General features: G+C 68.6%; 19 protein-coding genes. 11 read left to right on the top strand and 8 right to left on the bottom strand.

Annotated features, from left to right (window positions below):
- Positions 1-122: 122 nt before the first annotated feature.
- The gene (gene lanKC / locus Scani_RS19020; RefSeq protein WP_159477749.1) at positions 123-2,735 is read right to left on the bottom strand and encodes a class III lanthionine synthetase LanKC; all 2,613 of its coding nucleotides are present in this window, start codon (positions 2,733-2,735) and stop codon (positions 123-125) included.
- Between the two features lie 173 nt (positions 2,736-2,908).
- On the opposite strand from lanKC, the gene Scani_RS42165 reads away from it, so the two are divergent.
- From Scani_RS42165 to Scani_RS19000, 4 genes are all read left to right on the top strand, one after another.
- Entirely contained in the window at positions 2,909-3,463 is a 555-nt protein-coding gene (locus Scani_RS42165) for a methyltransferase domain-containing protein (protein ID WP_159477747.1), read from the top strand.
- A gap of 120 nt (positions 3,464-3,583) precedes the next feature.
- The gene (locus Scani_RS19010) at positions 3,584-4,666 is read left to right on the top strand and encodes a CinY protein (RefSeq protein WP_159477744.1); all 1,083 of its coding nucleotides are present in this window, start codon (positions 3,584-3,586) and stop codon (positions 4,664-4,666) included.
- A 184-nt stretch (positions 4,667-4,850) separates the two neighbouring features.
- Positions 4,851-5,108, top strand: coding sequence for a hypothetical protein (locus Scani_RS19005; RefSeq protein ID WP_159477741.1), 258 nt, complete (start codon positions 4,851-4,853; stop codon positions 5,106-5,108).
- A gap of 81 nt (positions 5,109-5,189) precedes the next feature.
- The gene (locus Scani_RS19000; protein ID WP_218039202.1) at positions 5,190-5,669 is read left to right on the top strand and encodes a MarR family winged helix-turn-helix transcriptional regulator; all 480 of its coding nucleotides are present in this window, start codon (positions 5,190-5,192) and stop codon (positions 5,667-5,669) included.
- 114 nt (positions 5,670-5,783) lie between these two features.
- Here Scani_RS19000 and Scani_RS18995 read toward each other — a convergent pair whose 3' ends face one another.
- Positions 5,784-7,013: a serine hydrolase domain-containing protein gene (locus tag Scani_RS18995; protein WP_159482216.1), complete on the bottom strand. Its 1,230-nt coding sequence runs from the start codon at positions 7,011-7,013 to the stop codon at positions 5,784-5,786.
- 128 nt (positions 7,014-7,141) lie between these two features.
- Positions 7,142-7,807, bottom strand: coding sequence for a DUF4097 family beta strand repeat-containing protein (locus Scani_RS18990; protein ID WP_159482215.1), 666 nt, complete (start codon positions 7,805-7,807; stop codon positions 7,142-7,144).
- Between the two features lie 238 nt (positions 7,808-8,045).
- On the opposite strand from Scani_RS18990, the gene Scani_RS42160 reads away from it, so the two are divergent.
- Positions 8,046-8,801 carry a helix-turn-helix domain-containing protein gene (locus Scani_RS42160; RefSeq protein WP_159477735.1) on the top strand — a complete coding sequence of 252 codons (756 nt, stop codon included), beginning with the start codon at positions 8,046-8,048 and terminating at the stop codon, positions 8,799-8,801.
- A 436-nt stretch (positions 8,802-9,237) separates the two neighbouring features.
- Here Scani_RS42160 and Scani_RS18980 read toward each other — a convergent pair whose 3' ends face one another.
- Complete coding sequence (locus tag Scani_RS18980; protein ID WP_159477732.1) at positions 9,238-9,684, bottom strand: cupin domain-containing protein; 447 nt, start codon at positions 9,682-9,684, stop codon at positions 9,238-9,240.
- A 420-nt stretch (positions 9,685-10,104) separates the two neighbouring features.
- Here Scani_RS18980 and Scani_RS18975 point away from each other — a divergent pair, with 420 nt between their 5' ends.
- The gene (locus Scani_RS18975; protein ID WP_246296009.1) at positions 10,105-10,503 is read left to right on the top strand and encodes a nuclear transport factor 2 family protein; all 399 of its coding nucleotides are present in this window, start codon (positions 10,105-10,107) and stop codon (positions 10,501-10,503) included.
- Between the two features lie 135 nt (positions 10,504-10,638).
- On the opposite strand, the gene Scani_RS18970 is transcribed toward Scani_RS18975, so the two are convergent.
- Positions 10,639-10,959, bottom strand: a complete 321-nt coding sequence (locus tag Scani_RS18970) for a hypothetical protein (RefSeq protein ID WP_159477729.1) — start codon at positions 10,957-10,959, stop codon at positions 10,639-10,641.
- 689 nt (positions 10,960-11,648) lie between these two features.
- On the opposite strand from Scani_RS18970, the gene Scani_RS18965 reads away from it, so the two are divergent.
- Complete coding sequence (locus Scani_RS18965; RefSeq protein ID WP_159477726.1) at positions 11,649-12,107, top strand: hypothetical protein; 459 nt, start codon at positions 11,649-11,651, stop codon at positions 12,105-12,107.
- A gap of 182 nt (positions 12,108-12,289) precedes the next feature.
- On the opposite strand, the gene Scani_RS18960 is transcribed toward Scani_RS18965, so the two are convergent.
- The 3 genes from Scani_RS18960 to Scani_RS18950 all read right to left on the bottom strand — a co-directional run bounded on the left by Scani_RS18960 (position 12,290) and on the right by Scani_RS18950 (position 13,988).
- Positions 12,290-12,610: a hypothetical protein gene (locus tag Scani_RS18960; protein ID WP_159477723.1), complete on the bottom strand. Its 321-nt coding sequence runs from the start codon at positions 12,608-12,610 to the stop codon at positions 12,290-12,292.
- Between the two features lie 12 nt (positions 12,611-12,622).
- Positions 12,623-13,099 (bottom strand): hypothetical protein, encoded by a 477-nt coding sequence (locus tag Scani_RS18955; RefSeq protein ID WP_159477720.1) that lies wholly within the window; start codon positions 13,097-13,099, stop codon positions 12,623-12,625.
- Between the two features lie 529 nt (positions 13,100-13,628).
- On the bottom strand, positions 13,629-13,988 hold the full coding sequence (locus Scani_RS18950) for a hypothetical protein (protein ID WP_246296008.1): 360 nt from the start codon (positions 13,986-13,988) through the stop codon (positions 13,629-13,631).
- A 513-nt stretch (positions 13,989-14,501) separates the two neighbouring features.
- Here Scani_RS18950 and Scani_RS18945 point away from each other — a divergent pair.
- The 4 genes from Scani_RS18945 to Scani_RS18930 all read left to right on the top strand — a co-directional run bounded on the left by Scani_RS18945 (position 14,502) and on the right by Scani_RS18930 (position 17,489).
- Positions 14,502-14,810, top strand: a complete 309-nt coding sequence (locus Scani_RS18945; RefSeq protein ID WP_159477717.1) for a hypothetical protein — start codon at positions 14,502-14,504, stop codon at positions 14,808-14,810.
- Positions 14,811-15,605: 795 nt separating this feature from the next.
- A complete protein-coding gene (locus Scani_RS18940; RefSeq protein ID WP_159477714.1) occupies positions 15,606-15,842 on the top strand; it encodes a metallothionein in 237 nt (78 codons plus the stop codon).
- Between the two features lie 117 nt (positions 15,843-15,959).
- Positions 15,960-16,229: a DUF6343 family protein gene (locus tag Scani_RS18935; protein WP_159477711.1), complete on the top strand. Its 270-nt coding sequence runs from the start codon at positions 15,960-15,962 to the stop codon at positions 16,227-16,229.
- A gap of 837 nt (positions 16,230-17,066) precedes the next feature.
- Complete coding sequence (locus tag Scani_RS18930; RefSeq protein WP_159477708.1) at positions 17,067-17,489, top strand: hypothetical protein; 423 nt, start codon at positions 17,067-17,069, stop codon at positions 17,487-17,489.
- Positions 17,490-17,899 lie beyond the last annotated feature (410 nt).

The following is a 17,899-nucleotide window of genomic DNA, read 5'->3' as shown; positions in this document are numbered from 1 at the left end:
GGACTCCAGCTGCTGCAGGTCAACAATGTTGATCATTGCGATTTCCTTTTCTTTTTTATGTTGACGGCCGTGTTCGGCCGCCCTCCCGAAGATCTCTCCTCAGGAAGTCTTGGGGCTGCGAGTCAGAGAGCGTCGCTCGCCATATCCGGTGGAAGGACGGGGGCTTCCTCGTGAGCATCAGCGCCGGCACCGGAGGGAGTTCCGACGAATGCGTCGAGGGTGAACAACGCGTCGGGCTTTCCGTGCAGCAGCTGATGGAGAAAGAGCAGGACGCCGGCCGATCCGCTGCCGAGGTCGCAGCTCAGGCGCAGTCCGGGCCCGCCGTGCAGATAGGTGCCGTCCGGAGTGGGCACCGTGTGGAGGAACAGACGCGTGGCGATGTCCAGGGCTTGCTGCCTTGCCTCGTCCGTCGTGCTCCAAAGAGCCGTATCCGCCCAATAGGCACCCAGGCCGGAAAGGCCCTGGAACAAGCCGCCGTAGCGGGTGAACAGACACCTGGCCGCCTGTTGCGTGCCCTGGGCCAACAGCTTCAGATCAGGGGTCTCCCGGGACAGATACCGGTTGGCCACGAGCCCGATGCCTGCGCTTCCGCTCCACAGGTAGGGCATCAGCCGGCGGTCCTTCGACGACACGGGGAACAGCAGTCCACCGTGGTCGAGAACGCCGCGCCGCCGGTCGGTTTCGAGGAATCCTCTCCCCTTGGCCAACGTGGCCGTATCACCGGTCAACGCCCCCAGGTAGTAATGCGCCATCGCCACACCGGAGGCACCGACGGCCAGCCCGATGGACTCGCCCTCGGCTCCGATCCCGTCCAGCAGAGCCTGCGCACGGTCGAGGTGCCGGAATTCACCCGTGCTGACGTGGAATCGCAGGTGAGCCATCGCCACACCGGCCGCACCGTGCGCCAAGTCCACGCAGTCATCGAGCACCGGATGCCGGGTGGCGGTATCGAGGAGTTGTGCGGCCTCTTCGAGGTGCCCTGTTTCGGTCAGCACCCAGCTGATGCCGGCGAGGCCGCTGAAGAGACCGGGAGGCAAGGCGTCCCGCTGCCGGAACGCGTCCCGCAGGAAGCGCTTTCGTACGGATTCCGGCACGGGCACGTCGGCGTGGGCCAAGGCGTGCAGAACGCCGGCCGCTCCGTGCTGTACCGAGAGGGTGTTGGAGGCGAACCCTTCCGGAACCGTGGGAAAGAGAGGCCCCGTACCGCCGGGATCGGCCGTCGCGAGGATGCCCTTGATGAGGTCGCGTCTGAGTTTCTCCAGATGTGTGCGCGGCTCCGCGCACACGCTCTCCGCCGCGACGGGTGGTTCCGCGGTGGCTATCAGCAAGGGGGCGGACCGGCGCGTCGCGGCAGCCCACAGTGCGGGAGGGAGCGGGCTCACCTGCTCCAGCAGGAACCGCAGATGGCCGAGCACGGCGGGGTTGCGGTCCGCGGTGACATTCACCGGGGCCAGCAGATACAAGGCGATGGACGCCAACGCGTGCTCGTCCTGCTCCAGGGGCCGCTGCTCGGCCAGTTCGGGGTCGAAGAAGCCAGGAGCTCCCACAGCCGTCGGCCGGTCCTGTACCAGGCCGACGGTCTCGAAGTCGACGAGCCGGGGTGTGCCGTCGGCGGTGACCATGACGTTGTCGGGGCCGAGGTCGATGAAGGCGTACCCCACATCGTGCAATTCCTGTATCTGGGCCCGTAGAGCGCCGAGCAACTGCTTGCACACGGCGAAGTATCTGGTGAAGTCTTCCTTCTCGGCCCTGCTGTTGATGACGGGATTGTGCTCGACCACCCAGGAGTGCAAGGGCTTTCCCGCGACGAACTCCGACACCAGGAAGCAATGGCCCCCTTCGGTGAAGAAGTCGATCGGCTCGGGGCACAGTCCCGGGCATATTCGGTGCAGTTGCTCCAGGGCACGACGTTCACCGTGCAGCCGCTGTTGAGCGTCGCTGTGCGGGCTCACCAGGCCACTGTGCGGCCTGGCTTCTTTGAGGAAGACGGTCCGGCCTGTCGTTTGCTCGACGGCCCGATAGGTCCCCCCGCTGTTGCTGAACCGCACCACGCGCTCGATGGTGTATCCACCGACCGTGACGGCACCGAGACGTGCGGGGGAATTCTTCGCCGGCGTGCGGAACGGGTCCGTTATCCCGGGAGGGGGACCGGCACCGATGCGCCGGTCGTCCGGTATTTCGCGGCCGGAGGCATCCTTCACCGTGGAGAAGAACGATCCGTCCGGCAGGACGTGCCCCGTGTCCTTGAAGGCGCCGTAGCGGTAGAACACGCACTCCGAACCCTCGAAGGGACGATCCGTCAGGATGTAGGGGCCCTTCTCGCCGGCCAAGGCCGCGGCAAGGGCACGCATCAGCTTCAGGGCCGCCACCGAATCCGCGGGATAGGCGGCAATGAACTTCCCGGACTGGATCCGGGAGGCGTGCTTGTGGTGCATCATGAGGAAGTCGAAAGAAGAGGCGAGGTGCTTGAAGACGACGCCTTGCTGGGTGCAGATGCGGGCCACCGTGTCGAGCACGTGGGACGCGCGCTGCATTTGAGCGCTGACGTGTACCTTCCAGCCCTGGTCGGCTATTGCGGGACCGGACTCCGGCCGCCACTGATGCCACATACCGGAGCGTGAGACGCGCCAGTCGGCAGGCATTCCTTCAGGAACGTAGGAGGTTCCGCGGTGGTTCGGCGTGCCGGCCGGGACGTAAAATATTCCGTCCCCCAGGGCATGGGCCAACTCGTCCACTTTCGCCTCCTTGAGATTGTCGTTCCTCGGGTCCGAGGCGGGGTTCCTTTCGGCGTCCCTCTCGCTGAAATGAGATTTTCACGAGGCGTGTAGGGGTGGCTGAGTAATCTTCACTCAAGCCTGTTCTCCCGCGCTTCGGGCGAGTCGCCTGTCCGGCCGGCTGCCTGTCAGATGTGGGGTGCGGTCCTGCCCAGCTGGCATGCTTCCTGGCCGATCTCGGCGTACCGGTGATGGGTGTCGCCCTGTCGCCAGGCATGGCGGCAGTGGCCCGGGCACGACGGCCAGGTCTTGAGGTGCGGGTCGGATCGATGCTCAACCTGCCCTTGGCGTTCGCTGCGTCGGAGACGGCGGTCCTCGGGGCCCGGGCGGAGGGCGGAGGGCGGAGCCGATCTCTGCCCCGCCGGACGGGGCGTGCCCTGCCCGCGCCGGCAGTGGCACCGGCGCCGGATGAGCAACGGCTACTCAGGTGCGGGAGTCCGGAAGGCATCAGGCTGGGGAGCGGACGAGCCCGGGCCCCGCGCCCGTCGGCATGCTCGGTGAGCCGTCCGCAGCGGCACGACAGGCAGGCAGCGAAGGAGCGTCAGGTGAGGTCCGCCCGGCCTTCTCCGGCACCGCCCGGCACCGTCTTCTCCCCGGACGTCACACCGGCTCGCGGCCGGGTGCACACCCGGCAGGGGCGGGATCGACGGCACCTGGCGCCACGCGGTCATGCCCGCCGAGCCGAGTGAGGGCGACAGGAGCCCCCTCACCTCGTCGCAGCCCAGTCGGGCCGGCCAGACAATCCGTGCACGGAATGCAGGGCATCCCGCCCCTCCATCTGTGCCTCACACCATCCCAGGAGTGTCACCATGGCGGCTGCGCCGCGCACGAAGACGACCGGCTGGACCCTGCTCTGTCTGCTCACGGCCTGCGTCACCGTGGCGTCCCCCGGAAGCGGTTCGGCCGCGTGGGCGGCCACCCCGGCAGCACCGGACGTGGCCCCGCCGGTAGCTGCGGACCCGGCCCCGCCGGCAGCGCCCCCGCCCCCGTACGGCTTCGGCACCGTGAACGGCTTCGGACAGCATGCCGAACACGAGCGGATCACCCGGGCGGCACTGTCCTGCACACCCCAGCGGACCGGAAATGACTGCTTCCAGCCCCACTCGCTCGATCAACTCGCGGGAAAATCAGGCACGTTCGGAGCGGTGGGCGTTCCCGATGTCGACGAGATCTTCGATGCGTCGGCGCACTGCGACGACGCGGACTTCCTGGCCGTCGCCGGCTATCCGCAGGGCCGCACCGCGGCCACCGTGACGCTGGGGCGATGCGTGAACCACCTCAAGGCGGACTTCTCGCGCGGCGTCACCCGAGCCGCGGAGATGGTGCGGGCAGGCGTCGTGGCCGCGGACGAGGTGGGTCTCGCACCCGACTGCACCTTCGCACTCGGCGTGCCCGGACGGGCCAAGTGCGACGCCCTGGAGGGCTTCGGCCGCGCTCTGCACGGAACCCAGGACTTCTACTCCCACAGCAACTGGACCGACCGCGCGGACCCGAGCCGGCGCACCGGACCGCACAACCCGCCGGGGCTGGCACGCACCGTTCCGGCGCCCTTCCTGAACCTCGCCGCGCCCGCCGCGCTCTCGACCGTGCCGGCCTCACTCACCACGGGGTGCTTCTCCGTGTGGCCGGGAGGGTGCGCCGGCCGTCTCACCCACGAGACCCTCAACAAGGACACCGGCCTCATCGACGCGGCAACGGGCGCCGCGACCGCTCCCACCACCTCGCGTGGCCAGGTGGCCGGCAACTTCGGGGCGGCCGTCACGGTGGCCATCGACAGCACCCGGGGCCAGTGGAAGGGCTTCCAGGACGCTCTGACCGCCTCGTACGGACCTGCTGAGGGGACGCGATTGGCCTGCGCGCTCACCCACGACCATCCGGTCCGCGACTGCTGACCCACTGCGTAACTCCCGGGCACCTACAGCACACTTGGCCGGCCGTGACGCCGGATCGTAGAGCACTTTCACCGAAGCAGAGGAACCCCATGCACGCACGGATAGGCGATCAGCCGGAGCACTACGAGCGGCTGAACCTGACACCCGGCGTCATGTTCCGGTCGGGTCCCGTCTCGAGTACCGCGTGGCCGACGGCTCCCACACCTACGACATCGCCTTTCAGTACGAGCAGGACGCCTTCCTCCTCGACTTCGGAACGGCCGGTGCGTACCACCGCTTCATGGGAGCGGTGTCCGTGCGCCGCAGCGGACCTGACCACACCGAGACACTCCGGGCCCGGACACTCTGGGAGCTGCTGCACTTCGCTCCCACCACGTCCGCCGACGGCTCCGGTCTCCGCTCAAGCCCAGATCACATACCGCCCGTCGGTCACCAGGCATGAACGGCATCGCGCGCTCCGCGTGTTCCCCGCACTCCGCCCTCACGCGTCCACCATTACGCAACCAGGGTTTAGCATATGACGGTGAAGCCAGATGTGGAGACCGATCTGTCCCTCTTGCTGACTGCCGCGTCCGCCGGCGCCGACGAAGCCGTGCGGCGGAAACTGGAGGAGGCGGGGTTCGGAGATGTCCGGCGCTCCCACGGCTATGTCTTCCAGCACTTGCTCGACGGCCCCCTCACCATCGGCCGGCTCGCCGAACTGCTCGGCATGACCGGCCAGGGAGCCTCCAAGGCCGTCAAGGAGCTGGAAGGCCTGGGCTACGTCCTGCGGACCCCGGATCCCGAGGACGCCAGAGCCCGCCTCGTCGGACTGACCGAACGGGGCCACCACGTCGTGAGCGAGGCCAGGGCCGCGCGCGGCGCATTCCGTGACGAGGTCCGTACCGTGCTCGGTGAGGCCGATACGGACCAGCTCCTGCGCAGCCTGCAGACGCTCGCCGTCCACACGGGCGGCCTCGACCTGCTCCTCCGCCGCAAGCTGAAGCCGGCGGGCGGCCGCTGAGTCGTCCGGGCGTCCGGACCGTGGGCCGGAACGACGGCTCGGGCGTCATGGTCCCGGCCTTCCCATCCCATCAAGCGCCGTCGAGGGCGGGCCTACGGGCCCGCCGGGTCGGTGTCAGTCGTCGATCGCCTGGTAGACCGTGGTCCAGAAGTCGTGTACCAGCCGGGCCGAATCCGGGACGGACATCCCGACCTGGGTGAGCAGGATTCCGGTGAGCTGGTTGGCGGGGTCGGCGTAGGTCGAGGTGCCGGCTCCGCCGTCCCAGCCGAACTGGCCGATGGGCGCGTAGTCGCCGCGGTAGGTGCGCACCGCCATTCCGAACCCCCAGCCGCCGTGCTGCCCCTGGCCGAAGGACACGTGCACATTGTCGGTGGCCACGGTGTGTCGGGCGGCCTGTTGCTCGGGCGTGAGGCGATTGGTGGTCATCAGCTGGACCGCGGGCCGGGACAGGATCCGTTCACTCCCGCAGATCCCGCCGTGCAGCAACATCCGGAAGTAGGCGTGGTAGTCGTCGACGGTGGAGGTCAGTCCGCCACCGCCGCCCTGGAAGGCCGGAGGCCGACTGTGGCGTCCCCCCTCGGCCTCGTCCCACACGATGAACTCTCCGGTCTGCGGGTCGGGGGCGTACAGGGGCGGCAGCCGGTCGATCTTCTCGGCGGGCACGTGGAAACCGGTGTCCTTCATGCCCAGCGGGCCGAAGACGCGTTCACGCAGGAACGTCTCGAACGACTGGCCCGAGACCCTGGCGACGAGCACGCCGAGTAGATCGTTGCTGAGGTGGTACTGCCAGCGCTCTCCGGGCTGGTGCATCAGCGGAAGCGTGCCAAGGCGGCGCATCCACTCGTCCGGCTCGGGCATCGGCTCCGGCAGATCGGGCGTGAGCCCCTGCTCGAAGACCGCGTTCATGACCGGAGTGCCCAGCGACGTCATATCCATTCCGAGCCCGAACGTGGAGGTCAGCAGGTCCCGTACGGTGATCGGCCGCCGCGCCGGCACGGTGTCGTCCAGCGGGCCGTCGATCCGCTTCAGCACCCGACGGTCGGCGAGTTCGGGCAGCCACGGCTCCACCGGGTCGTCCAGCCGCAGCTTGCACTCGTCGAGCAGGACCATCGACGCCGCCATCGCGACCGGCTTGGACGTCGAGGCCATCCGGAAGATCGTGTCCCGGCGCATCGGGGCGCCACCGTCATGGCGCATCGTCCCCATCGTTTCGACGTGCGTCTCACCGCCCCGGCTGACCAGGGCGACAAGCCCGGGAATCTTCCCGGAGTCGACGTGCCGTGCCAGCACCTCGCGCAGTCTGCGCAGTCCTGTCCCAGAGAAGCCACTGTTGCTCTTGCCCATCATGAATCTCCTTCGCTCTGCGCCCCCCGTCCCGACGTGGGGCTGATGTCCTCTACCGCGCCGTCGGTGGCGTCCCTGCTTGCTTTCGGTCGCGGTGGAGGTCGGCCGGATAGGCCTGGCGTTGCCTCTCAGAGGCTGCGGGCCGTGATGTCGCCGTGGGAGGTGGTGGCGCGGATGTCGAGTTCCGCGGTGCCCTCGTTCTTGAGGGTGTTGCTGATGCGGCCGTAGTGGGTGCCGGCGTCCAGGGTGGCGGAGACGCCGGCGGCTGCGGCGACCGTAATGTCGCCGGACTGGGTGCGGAGCGCGACCGTGCCACGCACGGCCTCGGTGATCCGGATGTCGCCCCTTGCGGTGCTGATCTCCGCGGGGCCGTTGAGCCGGCCGACCTCGACGTCGCCGTCGATTGCAGTGAGGCGGACGCTCGCGGCCTCATCGATCTTGATCTGGCGGTACGCGCCTTCGAAGGCGACGTCACCAAGGCGGCCGACGCCGCGGAGCTCGGAGCCGGCGGTCTTGGCCTCGATGTGGGAGCCGGCGGGCAGTTGGACGGTGACCTCCAGGGATCCGGAGGGGCCGAAGAGCTGGTTCTTGGGCTCGGGGGTGTGGATCCGCAGGACGCCGTCCGCGTAGGCGACGGTGGTCTGCTCGGCGGTCTTGACGTCGCGGCTCTTGGCGGCGTTGGCGGGCAGAACCTCGACGGTGGTGTCCGCGCGGTCGGCGGCGATGAGCTGGATGCGTCCGGCGGGGATGTCCAGGACGGCGGAGATCGGGGCGGTGGTGTCGAACTTCTGCATCATGCTCTCCCGTAATCGTTCGTTGTTTCTGATGCCGGAAACGCTACGTTGCTTTCCATAGTTCGACAACGTATTCATTGCACAGAAATGACATTTGCGCAGCTAGAGGCTATGAATCTGTTGCAATGGTCTAGTCGATAACGCAACGGCGATCTACCCGATCATTGCAATGAGTGGAATGTGAACGCTATGGTGAAGGCGTCAGGGAACACCACGAAGGAAAACCGAGGAGACCGCGATGCCGGGAGGCAGGCTCACCCAGCAGGAACGCCGGCAGATCGCGCTGGGGCTGGCCGACAGCCTCCCCTACGCCGAGATCGCCCGACGCCTCGACCGTCCGACTTCGACGATCACGCGGGAGGTGATGCGCAACGGCGGCCCTACCGCCTACCGCGCCGACTTGGCCCACCGCGCCACCGAACGCCGCGCTCACCGGCGCAGGCCCGCCTCCTCCCGAGGGCCGGAGTCGGGCCCCCAGCCACACGGACGCGACGCCGCCGCCGTGGCCGACTACGAGGAGACGCTCACGACCGCCCTCATGTCCTCGGGCCTGACCAAGATGACGGCCCGGGTGCTGACCTGCCTGTTCACCACCGACGCGGGCAGCCTCACCGCGTCCCAACTCGCCCAGCGCCTCCAGGTCAGCCCGGCGTCCATCTCCAAAGCGATCGCCTTCCTGGAGAGCCAGAGCCTCGTCCGCCGAGAACGCGACGAACGCCGCCGCGACCGCTACGTCGTCGACGATGAACTCTTCTACCAGGCGACGATCGCCAGCGCCCGAGCCAACGACCAACTCGTCGAAACCGCCCGCCGGGGAGTCGCCGTCCTCGGCTCCCACACCCCCGCCGCCGCCCGCCTGGAGAACATCGCCCGCTTCCTCGACTTCATCAGCGAAAGCATCACCCGCGCCGCCGAACAGGCCCGCGAAGTCCTCCACACCACACCCGACACCACCCCGAACGACACCGATCGACCAAGTCCGGGCCAGGGGTAGGCCTGGCGTAGGCCAGGGGCAGGCAACCACTTCGCTCCGACGAACGGCGTTCCTTGGCCTGTTCCTTGATTCCGACAGCACGCCGGATCGACGCGCTCCGACTCAGTGCACGAAGGGGCGGTCCGAGGTCACGGTGTGCTCAACCGGTCCATCGCCGACCGGCTCGGCTCAATCGGGCGAAGTCCTCGTCATGAGTGGCGCATTCGGCGATGAGATCGTCAATGCCCGACGAAGCGCCCGGGCCTGCGCCTCCCGCACGTCCGCTGAGGGCCGCAGTCCGCGGCCGCGAGGGCACCGGCGCGCGCTGCGACGAGCCGGTGCGTGTCGGACGGCGCCCGCGCGTGTCACCAGCTCCCGTCCACGCGCCAGGCGGCGGCGTCCTGACGCGGTTCTCCCGAGTGGGCGGATGAGGAAGAGCTCCGATGCCGGCGACGGGTCAAGGGCCTGGCCGGGGAGCCCGTAGGTGCTGGCGTCGGGCCAGCTCGTCTTCGTCGACGAGGGTGAGCATGGGCTGACCCGGTGCGCACATCATGGTGACGAGGAAGCGGCTGGGGGAGTCCGTCCGGTTGTTTCCGTCCTGGTAGTGGATGACATCGCCGCCCGGTTCCCAGAACGTCTCCCCGGCCTTGATCACCCGCTCCGGCTCGCCTTCCAGCTCGAAGAGCATCTCCCCTTCCAGCATGTAGCCGAAGGCGGGCCCCGAGTGCCGGTGGGGAGGGGTGCCCGGATCGCCGGGCGGGAACTCGACGAGAACCGTCATCGCCTCCGCCCCCTCCGGAACGAACGGCGGTTTCGCCGACTGCAGCATGGTGAGCGCCGTCTTCCATGCTTCCGAACGCGGTCGGCTCTCGGTGCTGCCTGCCGCCTTTTCGTTGTTCGACATGACGATGTCTCCCGTGGTGGGCCGCCTGGGTCGAGTGAGCCAAGCGGTGCAGGGGTGCTACGTCCAGATTGCGACGGCGCAGTGCACAGCGCATGCCGGACCGTGCGCTCCCGGAGGTGCCGGTGGCAGTGCGTGTCCACGGAATTCCTGAAGGCAATCGGCGAAAGGGCCTCCCGATCTCCGCAGCTCGCGCTCACCGTACGTGAGGATGCGGCGATACCCGGCCCGTTGTTTCTGCACCCGTGGTCGCCGCGGGACCATGGCCGTTCGGTGTCGGCTGGTGCCGGTTGTTACCGGCCTTCGCGGAGCCGTAAATGGACCGTCAGGCTGATCAGCCCGTCGGTACCCCGGCCGCCGCGGCCCACTGGATCATCCAACGTGCCGATCAGCGCGCCGCCGGTTCGACGTACTCCTTGAGGCGTGGCTGATGCTGACGACATGGTGCTGGGCACTGTGGCCGTCGGAGTGGTCGACCGGGTGCACGACACCGGCCAACCTCGCCTCGTGCCGAGTCGCCACGGGTGCCGGCTCGACGGTGGAGGTATGCCCTTCGTCTACTCCGACGGCACTCCGCGGACACACCACGTGACGTCCCACCTCGCGATTGAGGTCGACGAACAGGCGGGCATGGCGGTCTCGCGTTCCTACGTGACCGTCTTGCAGGCGCTGCCCGAGCTGCCTCTCCAGCCCATCGCCGGGAGCCGCTACCACGACCGCTTCGAGCGCCGCAACGGACGCTGGTGCTTCCTGGAGCGACGCGTCCGCATCAACCTCGTCGGCGATGTGAGTCACCATCTGCGCCAGGCCGCCGCACTGTAGACCCACGTCTGCCGGCCTGCCCGGTGGACGTGCGACAGTCGCCCAGCGCCGCCTCGCCTGAACTGCCCAGCAGCCCCCGCGGATTGAAGCTGTGCCAGAACCCGTGCGCCGGGCCATGAGGGACGCTTCAACCGGTCACAGACCGGCGACGTCCCCGACCCTCTTGAGCACGGAGCCGAGCGTGTCCACCACGGCGTTGTGCCGCTTGGCGCGCGCCGCCCGGTCCGCCGGAACCAGCCGCGCGGCGGCCTGCACGGCACAGTCGTCCGGGTCGCCGAAGGCAGTCCGCGGGTGCTCTCCGGTAGCTGCGCAGTGCGCCGTGAGCTCCTTGACCGCCTGGAGCACGACTGCCCGGTCCACGCCCGGCTGCATGGCCAGCCGTACCTGGAAACGCGCCATCCACTTTTCCCGGTCCTTCTCCTTCGCCGCGTCCGTGCTCTGGTCCTTCTTCGCCACGTGCTCTCCTGGGTGATCGGCAGCCGTCCGTCATGGAGTTGGACGCCAGGGCATCGAAGTGGGTTGCGGACACGCAAATTCTGTTGAGTTTCAGGTGACTGCCAGGGACCCGCACCCGCTCCATCGACCGGTCCACTGCTACAGAGAACATTGCAGATCACGGGGCTTGGCGCAGGTCCCAGCCCGCGTACCCCGTCCGGGAGTCCTGGTGGCCACGGTCTGCCTTGGTGACAGCTACCGCGCCTCGGCTCACGTGTGCTGTGGCTGGCCGCTTCAATCGGCCGACTGAGCTCTCCCCAAGCCGCCTTGAGTGACGGTCGCCAGCCCCACCCTCGCGGCACCGAAGGTCAGGGGGGAGACCATGCGTCCGAAGTCGCTGCGAGCCTGAACGCGTTCAGGGAGAGTGCTGCTGAGGCACAGGACGTCGGCTTTTTGGAGCCGTAGTGAATCGGGGCACGCGTGGGGCACCACGTCCGTTGTCGCGAAGGTCATGTGCACACGGACTGCTCACGCCCCCACCGCGCCCGGCCGTTCAAGCTGCTGACCAGGCACGACCCGGCAGCACCCAGCGCAACACCCGCCATCGGCTCGGATGTTAGTGGGACGTTAGTCAGACAGCGGTAGATCATCAGCAGCGGCCGACAGTCTTGTTCTCCCGAACCCGAATCACTGGACAGAACGGGAAGTACATGTCGCACACCACCCTCCGCCACGCCCGCAAGGCCGCAGCCGCCATGGTGATCACCGTCGCCGCGCTCGGGCTCACCGCCTGCCAGGGCAGCGGCGCCGACGCCTCATCACCCTCCACCTCCGCCCATGCCACCCAATCCCCCACTTCCGCGGCCAAGACCACCCGGAACTCCGCCAAGGACGCGCCGAAGGGCGCTGCCGAAAAGCCCGGGACGAGCTGCACCAACCAGATCAACTACGCGGGCGACCCGAGGTCCAACGCCGAGATCAACAGCATCGGCGAGGAGACCGGCCACTGCCCGACGCCGGAAAAGGGCGACAAGCCGTCGGGCACCCCCAAGAAGCCCGGGACGAGCTGCACCAACCAGATCAACTACGCGGGCGACGCAAGGTCCAACGCCGAGATCAACAGCATCGGCGAGAAGACCGGCTACTGCCCGCCGGTCCGGCATCAGTGAGTGGAGGACACAAAACCCTCGTGTGGATCTTGCGGGATCGCATGCCCCGGCTCCCGCGCCTCACCGACCTTGTCGTCGGCCGGCAGGGTTACGCCATGGCTCCCTTCCGCGTCTTACGCATCACGGCACCGGCCCCGCTCGCTGATCCGGCGTGATCCGGCGCCTGATCCGAACGAAAGAACCTAGTGCACGGTGTGGTCTCCTTCGTCCGCCGCTGATATGAGGGCGTCGAGGTCATCGGCGTAGGAGCGGATGTGGGTGCCCCGGTGGGCGCGGGTGGCGGCGATCGCGGGGCCGAACGCCGGGTACGCGTGCGGGTGTTCCTCCAACAGGGCCACGGCGGCGATGGCGCCACACTCCGCGGAGTCCTCGTCCTCCGACTGGGTCAACCGTAGGCAGATCTCCGCCGCACGGTTCGGATCGGCCATGGCGATGAGTGTCTCTGCCAGCGGGTTGTCCGACCAGCGCCACTGTTCGCCTTCGATGACATCGCCATTGAGCACATCGCCGTGCTCCTAAGCCTCGGCGACGGCGCTGGTCACCTCGGTGGTCCACGGCAGTCCGGCTCGGGCGAAGCCCCACGCCGTGGCGGCGCGCACAGCGGGCAGGTGACGGGACGCCAGAGCACCGGAGAGCCACGCGGCGCGGCCAGCGACATCGTGCCGGGCGACGCCACCGGTCATGACCGCCGCGATGAGCGGGTCCGGTTCGCTGTGCGCGCGCTCGCCCAACGCACGTACGGCAAGCCCCTCGTGCCCGGTGCGCAATCCGGTCAGGTAGGCGACACGGTGCCGCACTTCACGGACCGGGTCGGCGAGGAGGGGGAGCGGGCGGGGCGTCGCCTGTGCGTGTGCCGCACGGATCTCATGGTGCACGGCTTCGGTCTCCGCGATGCCGATGGTGATGGTGATGCCGAGCAGCAGGTCAGCGAGGGTTGCCCGGCCAGGTGCCGAGGGGGCGAGCAGAAGGTCCACGAGAGCCGGGTGCGCCATTGCCGATCCCGCATAGACGCTTCCCTGGTGGACCAGACAGTTGTGGAGGACGCAAACGGCCCGCTCGGCGTGATCCGGGTCCTCGCCACAGGCGTCGAGAAGCCACTTGAGGGTGTCCGCTCCGTCGTCGTAGGCGTGTTCTGCCCCGGTTCAGTCGGTGTCGTGCAGTGCGATCCGTGCCCGCATCGTTGATCGCATCCCTTCAGAGGTGTGCGCACTGTCGCGCCATCGGCTGCCAAGGCCAGGGTCTTTCGTTCGGTTCAGACCCCGGACCAGGCCGGATCAGCGAGCGGGGGCCGTCGCCGTGATGCGTAAGGCGCGTAAGGGGGCCATGGCGTGTCCCTGCCGGCCGACGACAAGGCGGGTGAGGCGCGGGGCCGGGGCACGCGATCCGCAAGATCCACACGAGAGACCCTGGAGCTGTCCGGCAGATCAGGTCGCACCAGGGCGGCCCGCGAGCCGGACTGAGACCTGGCACATGCGGTCCTCGAGGTACCCCTCAGGCCGGCTGGACGTGCCCTGAGGGGTATCAGTGCTGCGCAGACCTTGGGCTCCCGCGGTTCTCGGAGGCACCGTGGGGGAGGTGTGGACACGACTGGCCGGCGCGGACATTCGGCAGGCGCATGCGATGCGCCAGGTCACGCGTCATGCGCTGGGCCAGGCAACTGCGCCAGGAGACATCGGGATAGCAGGCGCGCAAGTGGGAAACGGCACGCGTGCCCAAGCCGCTGTCCTGCAATGGCGCAGCGACGTGCACCTGCGTGATCACACCGCTCGCACAGTGTTCGCACACTTCGTAGGTGACCTCGCCGACGACGCGACGGATGTACACCAGCAGCAGACTCTGTGCTTGTTCGCTTGCCGGCGCGGGGGAGTGGAAGATCACCACGTCCCGGTAGGCGAGCACCCTCCGGTGGAGCTTGCCACGTCGGCGGCCCGGGCGCGTGTGCCGGGGTCGCCGACGGTGTTGGAGGCCTCGCAGTAGGGATCCCGGCGCAAAGCTACGTGTGGCAACCATGCACCTCGCCTACCCTCGCCGAAAGCGCACAGTCACCCTGTTCGCCACTTCCCGGCTGCGTCTCACTTCTCGGCAGCAAATGGAGCGCGACCGGACGGTAGGTACGGCAGCCAGGAGCAATGTCCACCAGCTTGTGTCAGTGCCCTCTGGCAGGCTGGTGGTGCAGTCGGTGCAGTCGGTGCAGTCGGTGCAGCTCGGCCATCCGGCGGACGCGCTCCGGCAGTGGCCAACAGAGCAATCGCTGACGAGGGCTACAGCGATGCCCTGCCCTCCCCGGGCGGGTCAGCGCCCCGGCGGCGGATACCGCGTTCACTCGTTTAGTGATCGTTTATCGAGGCTCGGCAGGATGTGAAGTGTCGAGAAGGATCCTTCGCAGGGGACGGTATGGCCAAGCTCTATCTGGAGAAGCTCAAGTGCGTCACGACTGAGGGCTGGAGCGGCCTCGATGAGCCGAGGCTTGTTGTCCAGGATCGTGGCACTGTGTGGAATGGGACGGTGCTGGGAGACCGGATGTACACCGTCAAGTACGACTGCGACTTCACGGGAACGATTGCCGTCTCTCTCGGGGAGGCCGGCGGCACGGTCGGGGAGGGCAGGCTCCGGGAGCAGTGGATCACGGATACGCCTGGTGAGCGCAGTCTGCGCTTCCGGGCGGATGGTGCTGAGTACAACCTGCTGTATGCGGTGGAGTAAGAGTTGTCCCGTAATTGCTGGTCACAGATGAGATGATCTTGCTGTGGTTGGGGTGGTGGGACCACGGCACCGGAGCTGTTCTGGATAGCCCACCCTTTCTTCGGCCCCGTGGTGGTACGGCAAACTCGTCACCGCGCCCCGGCGAGAGGGCGCGGACCCGGTAGGCGGGGCCGGCCGTGGGGCCTGCGGCTGGAGGGTCAGGCGCTGCGGGTGGCGGTGTATTAGCGGACCACCCTGACCTGACCCTGCAGCGGTTCGCCCCACAGTCCGGGGTGTCGAGGTCGGCCGCTGCCCCGCATCATCGGCCTGGGCCGTCAGCGCGGTGAACGCCCGTTTCCATGTGCCGTCGACGGCCCACATCCGCAGTCGGTGGTGGACCCCGCGCCAGTTCCGTCCACCTTCGGCAGGTAACCCACTGCGACCCGGTCTGGAACTTCCAGGCGGTCCCGTCGAACACGTCACGATGATTCCGCCATCGGCCACCCCGCTTCGGCCGCCAGTCCGGCGACAACGGTTCGATCCCCGCCCACTGCGCGTCAGCGCCGGACTGTGGCGATACCGAGCGCCACCTCGCCCCACGTCACCGGATGGGCCCCGTAGCGGAAGGGGGACCGCTCCGCGCAGAGGAGCGACTGCCATAGCCTCCGGCTCCCCCCCCGGGAACGCATCCCGCCGCACCGGTAGTGCGGACTGCGCCATCTGCCCCTCCGCAGCGGGCGGAGCCCGGGGACTCGTGAGGTCATGGGGATACCGCTCCGGCCGGAGCCTGGCCACGCACGCCCACGAGGAGAGCACATGGCAGCCTGCGATGTCTGCGGCAACGACTACTCGATGGCGTTCGAGGTCCACGTGGCCGGCGGCGCCGTCCACACCTTCGACAGCCTCGAATGCGCGGCGCACAAACTCGCGCCCATCTGTGACCACTGCGGCTGCCGCATCCTGGGCCACGGCCACCAAACCGATGGAAAGTTCTTCTGCTGTGCCCACTGCGCCCGCGCCGAGGGCCACACCGAGCTCACCGACAACGCATGAACGAGCACAGCCTCGTCCCGCAGTCGAGGTTCGTGGACCGCGCCGCCCACGGGCAGTGGAACTCAGCCCCGCGGTCGCGCCGCACGCCCGGGACGAAACCGCTCTGAGGAGGCACCCATGAAGCATCGGCGCACAGGCACGGAGCCGGTGACCGCCCATAGCCCCCTGCGGTTGCGGCGGACGCTGGCCGCCGGCGCGCTGGTGGTATTCGTCGCGGCCGCGGTGCGACTGGCGCTCGCAGCGCACTCTGCCGGACCCCATGATTCCCCCAGCCCCACCGTGCTGCTGATCCTGGCGGTGGTGTGCGGCGTGCTCGCCGTCGCCGCCGTGGTGGATCTCGTGCTGATCACGCGCCGTCTGCGGCAGGCGGGCAAGAGCGCCCCGTAGACACTGAGTTGCGGCTACCAGGCCGTGGCCCGTGGAGCGCCGCGTCATCCAGCCTGCGCCGAAGGTCAGGACAGTGGTCTTTGGGGGCGGTGGCGGGGCGGAACCGGCTCCAGAGAAGGAGGTGGGGGTCGGTCCTGGGACCGGCTCGGGAGGAGTCGGAGGCGCCCGAATGATCACGCCGTTGCTGCCGCCCGCGGTCCGGGCTCGTGGCCGGTGGAGGGATCACCGCCAGGTACTTGAGGGCATCGTGTTCAACTTCCGCCATGACCGTGACGGGGAGTCGGGGCGTGGAGCGCTCGGGGGCCGGGTCGCCGGCGTACCTCAACGAGTCACACTCAAGGCCAGTGACATGGCCGGGGCCCTCGCTCGACCTGCGCTGCCCATGTCCAGCAATGGTGGGCAGCATCGCGACGGCGTCCTAGCCGGCGACGTAGAGCACCCCGTCGGGCGGGCGGCGGTGGACGTTGCGCGACGGCATGCCGTAAGCATGAAGGGTGTCGTGCCGGGTACCCGGGACGTGCCTACCGCCCGCGCCCTACGAGCTGTCACCTGAGACAGGCGAAAGGTTCAGAAGCGCCTACCGCTGGACGACGCCCCTTCTTGCTGTGGGTGATATCGGAGCGCTCAGGTTGGCCGACTACCGCTCCCAAGACGCCATTTGGTAGCTGTTAGTGGAGTCAGGCACTTCTTGGCAGGCTATATCGGGAATTTGTAACGATGCTGGGCCAGGGGCAACGCACGGGGCGGCCGGCTCATCTGGTTAGTCGGCGAGGCGCACCGGGCGCCTTCGCGAAGCGGCGGGTCCCACCAGATGGGGATCCGCGGGAGGGGAAGTCCATGACCAGGACGAAGAAGACCGGGGTAATGACGCGGGGCGGCCGTGTGGCTGTGATCGGTGCGCTGGGTCTGGCCTCGGTGACTCTGGCTGCCGGGCCGGCGTTCGCCAAGAGCAACGTGGACATCACGGCGCCGCGCACGGCGCAGGTCGGCAAGACCATCACGGTCAAGGCGCAGGGCGGCGACGACAGCGCCGGCTGGCTGCATCAGCTGTGCCTGGAGGAGAAGGGCTTCGGCCAAGGGTGGCACCAGGAGAATTGCAGCTCCGCGGTCGAGGGTGACGCGCAGGTCACTGCACACGGCACGTCCGCGCGCCGCGGCGACCTGCAATTCCGGGCGGTGCTGTACGGCCTGACCAGTGCGCACGACCAGCATCCCGTGCGCTTGAACGCCTCCGACGTGGTGACGGTGCACGTCCGCTGAGCCGGCAGCGCGGCCGTGGACAGCCGGCACGACGACTGCCCACGGCCGCGCACTGAATGCCCCTTGAGCGCCAATGGACTCGATGCCGTCCCGAGCCAGAAGCTAGTGCAGGGACCGGACCGGCCCCAGCCCCGACCCCCGTGACAGCACGCAGTACGGCAGGGCCGCACCCGCCCAGATGGTGATGACGGTGCCCCGGCTCGCGGGGCCCTTCCGGCATCCAACCGGTGGCTGCCGGCACTCGCCCCCGCCCCCAGCCCCCGGCCAGGCACCGACGCCGAGCAAGCGGCACATCGCGGACACGAGCGCCGGCGTCGGCCGCACCGGGCTCGTCGACGACCATGCGGCGCGCCTACGACCCGTTCTCCAGCACCACCACCTGCGCCACCTGCCTCATACCGACGAGGCCC

The sequence above is a fragment of the Streptomyces caniferus genome (assembly GCF_009811555.1).
Lineage (GTDB): Bacteria > Actinomycetota > Actinomycetes > Streptomycetales > Streptomycetaceae > Streptomyces > Streptomyces caniferus.
The sequence above is the reverse complement of the archived record's forward strand: the minus strand, read 5'-3'. Positions and strand labels throughout refer to the sequence as shown.